Here is a 3,772-nt window from a genome sequence, read left to right on the forward strand (position 1 = left end):
GGAGGGCAGCGAAAAATGTCCGCTATTATCAATCCTTTTGTTGTCTTGCGGTCGTACAAGAATGCGCGCGTCCGATGCTTGGTCGCAGAGAAAGAGTGCCAAATCATCAAGCACCGCGAGGTGCGGGCGTCTGCGCGCCGCAGCCAAAGATTAGTCAAAATGCCACAAAAGTGCCTCTTTTTTGCCTTTTTTTATAGCAAAAAGCGGTAAACTGATTGACCCCCTGTAACACAAGGTCTAAACTAGCGAGTTCTCGATTTTATTCTGCTCATCGTTTACGCATTACCTGGCATTTCATGGCCGCTCCTTATCGAGTGGCTGCGGGCGCCTCCGGTGCGCAGTTGATGGAAGCGGGACGAGGTTTTAGTCGCCGGGCATCTTGCCCGGGTTATTAATCGTAGTTTTTTGTTGGATTTATAACGATGCCAACCATCAATCAATTGATTCGCAATCCACGCGTCGCTTTGACCGTGAAGAGCAAATCGCCGGCGCTGGAAAACAGCCCGCAAAAACGTGGCGTTTGCACACGTGTTTACACCACGACTCCAAAGAAGCCTAACTCGGCTCTGCGTAAAGTCGCTAAAGTTCGCCTGACCAATGGTTTCGAAGTCATTTCGTACATTGGCGGTGAAGGCCATAACCTGCAAGAGCATAGTGTTGTGCTGTTGCGCGGCGGTCGCGTCAAGGATTTGCCGGGTGTGCGTTACCACATGGTTCGCGGTGCTCTGGATACCCAAGGCGTCAAAGACCGTAAGCAATCGCGTTCGAAGTACGGTACCAAGCGCGCTAAAGCTGGCAAGAAGTAATAAGTTGTACGCAGCAAACCCAAGTTTCGCTCAGTGGCAACTAGCTAAGTGAATGTAGTCGACCGCATCTGGTCGAGTAAGTGGAAGACTATGATGGTCGTCCGCGAGTGTGCGAAGAACGCGCGCTCAACTGAAGATTGAAAGGAATTGATATGCCACGTCGTCGTGAAGTACCCAAGCGCGAAATTTTGCCAGATCCAAAATTCGGCAACACTGATGTCGCTAAATTTGTAAACGTGCTGATGCTGTCCGGTAAGAAATCGGTTGCAGAAAACATCATCTACGGTGCTTTCGAGCACATCGCAGCAAAATCGGGCAAAGATCCGCTCGAAGTTTTTGCTACCGCAATCAACAACGCCAAGCCGCTGGTTGAGGTGAAATCCCGTCGCGTCGGTGGTGCAAACTACCAGGTGCCGGTCGAAGTTCGCCCAGTCCGTCGTATGGCTCTGTCCATGCGTTGGTTGCGTGAAGCTGCTAACAAGCGCAGCGAAAAATCGATGCCACAACGCCTCGGCGGTGAGCTGATGGAAGCGGCTGAAAGCCGTGGCGGCGCGATGAAAAAACGCGACGAAGTCCATCGTATGGCTGAAGCGAACAAGGCGTTCTCGCATTTCCGCTTCTAATATAAAGCCAGCTACCGCAAGGCGGCTGTCAAGCATCTGTTGTTCGAGGCCGGGCTCATTTTTGCAAAAAAATGCTGCTCGGTTTTGTCCATTCATTTAGGATTAATTATGGCCCGCAAGACCCCCATTGAGCGCTACCGCAATATCGGTATCTCCGCTCACATCGATGCAGGTAAGACGACCACCACCGAGCGCGTTCTGTTCTACACGGGCGTGAACCACAAGCTGGGCGAAGTCCATGATGGCGCTGCTACCACCGACTGGATGGCGCAAGAGCAAGAGCGCGGCATCACGATTACCTCGGCTGCTGTTACGTGCTTCTGGAAGGGCATGGCAAACAACTTCCCTCCGCATCACATCAACATCATCGACACCCCAGGCCACGTTGACTTCACCATTGAAGTAGAACGTTCGATGCGCGTGTTGGATGGCGCCTGCATGGTTTACTGTGCAGTCGGCGGCGTGCAGCCACAATCGGAAACGGTTTGGCGTCAGGCTAACAAGTACAAAGTGCCACGTCTGGCCTTCGTGAACAAGATGGACCGTACCGGCGCCAACTTCTTCAAGGTCTACGATCAGATGCGTTCGCGCCTGAAGGCCAACCCAGTGCCTATCCAGATGCCTATCGGCGCTGAAGACCTCTTTACCGGTGTTATCGATCTGGTCAAGATGAAAGCGGTCATCTGGGATGACGCTTCGCAAGGCATGAAGTTTGAATACGGCGAAATTCCTGCCAACCTGGCTGCTGAAGCTGCCAAGTGGCGCGAAAACATGGTTGAGGCCGCTGCTGAAGCGTCCGAAGAACTGATGAACAAGTACCTGGAAGAAGGCGACCTGACGGAAGCCGAGATCAAGGCTGCTTTGCGTCAGCGTACCATCGCCAGCGAAATCGTTCCAATGCTGTGCGGTACTGCCTTTAAAAACAAGGGCGTACAAGCCATGTTGGACGCGGTCATCGAGTACCTGCCATCGCCAATCGACATTCCACCTGTCCCAGGTCTGGACGAGGACGAGCAGCCAGTCGAGCGCGCAGCCGACGACAATGAGAAATTCTCGGCATTGGCGTTCAAGATCGCAACCGATCCGTTCGTCGGTCAGTTGTGCTTCATCCGCTGCTATTCGGGCACGTTGAATTCGGGCGATTCGGTCCTGAACTCCGTGAAGCAGAAGCGTGAGCGTATTGGCCGTATCGTGCAGATGCAAGCCAATGAGCGCGAAGAAATCAAGGAAATGCGCGCTGGCGACATCGCCGCCGTCGTGGGTCTGAAAGACACCACCACAGGCGATACGCTTTGCGACGAAAAGGCAAGCGTCGTGCTGGAGCGCATGGTCTTCCCTGAGCCGGTGATTTCGCAGGCAGTCGAGCCAAAAACCAAGGCCGACCAGGAAAAAATGGGCCTGGCGCTGAACCGTCTGGCAGCAGAAGATCCATCGTTCCGCGTGCGTACCGATGAAGAATCGGGCCAGACCATCATCGCCGGTATGGGCGAGTTGCATCTGGACATCATCGTTGACCGCATGAAGCGCGAATTCAACGTTGAAGCGACCGTCGGCAAGCCACAAGTGGCTTACCGCGAAACGATCCGTAAAGTGTGCGAAGAGTCGGAAGGCAAATTCGTCAAGCAATCGGGTGGTCGTGGTCAATACGGTCACGTGGTTCTGAAGATCGAACCGCAAGAACCGGGCAAGGGTTTCGAATTCGTTGACGCGATCAAGGGCGGTACCGTTCCTCGCGAATACATCCCTGCAGTTGAAAAAGGTGTGCGCGACACGCTGACTTCGGGCGTGATGGCTGGTTACCCAGTCGTTGACGTGAAAGTCACGCTGTTCTTCGGTTCGTACCATGATGTTGACTCGAACGAAAATGCATTCCGCATGGCCGCTTCGATGGCATTCAAAGATGGCTGCCGCAAAGCATCGCCAGTCATCCTGGAGCCGATGATGGCCGTGGAAGTGGAAACACCGGAAGACTACGCCGGTACCGTGATGGGCGATCTGTCGTCGCGTCGCGGTATGGTACAAGGCATGGATGAAATTGCTGGTGGTGGCGGCAAGATCATCAAGGCCGAAGTGCCTCTGTCGGAAATGTTCGGTTACGCCACATCGTTGCGTTCGTCGACCCAAGGTCGTGCGACTTACACGATGGAATTCAAGCACTATGCTGAAGCACCTAAGCATGTGACTGAAGCGATCGTAAGCTCGAAAGCTAAGTAATAGAAGTTCCGGGCCGGCTTTCACGAGAATGCCGGTCCCTACATTTAAATCATTGTTCTAAGGAAGAATAAAATGGCAAAAGGTAAATTCGAACGGACCAAGCCGCACGTCAACGTCGGCACCATCGGC

General features: G+C 53.6%; 4 protein-coding genes. All 4 read left to right on the forward strand.

Annotated features, from left to right (window positions below):
- Positions 1–210: hypothetical protein (locus K0F86_RS27090; RefSeq protein ID WP_219137210.1), on the forward strand; the 210-nt coding region annotated here is incomplete at its 5' end.
- 212 nt (positions 211–422) lie between these two features.
- On the forward strand, positions 423–806 hold the full coding sequence (rpsL, locus tag K0F86_RS27095; RefSeq protein WP_010394376.1) for a 30S ribosomal protein S12: 384 nt from the start codon (positions 423–425) through the stop codon (positions 804–806).
- A gap of 152 nt (positions 807–958) precedes the next feature.
- A complete protein-coding gene (gene rpsG / locus K0F86_RS27100) occupies positions 959–1,429 on the forward strand; it encodes a 30S ribosomal protein S7 (RefSeq protein ID WP_010394377.1) in 471 nt (156 codons plus the stop codon).
- A 108-nt stretch (positions 1,430–1,537) separates the two neighbouring features.
- Complete coding sequence (fusA, locus tag K0F86_RS27105; protein WP_099760934.1) at positions 1,538–3,643, forward strand: elongation factor G; 2,106 nt, start codon at positions 1,538–1,540, stop codon at positions 3,641–3,643.
- The last annotated feature ends 129 nt before the right edge of the window (positions 3,644–3,772 follow it).

Origin of the sequence: Janthinobacterium sp. UMAB-60, assembly GCF_900095235.1 — a bacterium.
Lineage (GTDB): Bacteria > Pseudomonadota > Gammaproteobacteria > Burkholderiales > Burkholderiaceae_D > Janthinobacterium.

What these genes read in the sequence shown, in the direction of transcription:
- fusA (WP_099760934.1), top strand. Translation starts at nt 1,538, where the DNA reads ATGGCCCGCAAGACCCCCATTGAGCGCTACCGCAATATCGGTATCTCC.
- rpsL (WP_010394376.1), top strand. Translation starts at nt 423, where the DNA reads ATGCCAACCATCAATCAATTGATTCGCAATCCACGCGTCGCTTTGACC.
- rpsG (WP_010394377.1), top strand. Translation starts at nt 959, where the DNA reads ATGCCACGTCGTCGTGAAGTACCCAAGCGCGAAATTTTGCCAGATCCA.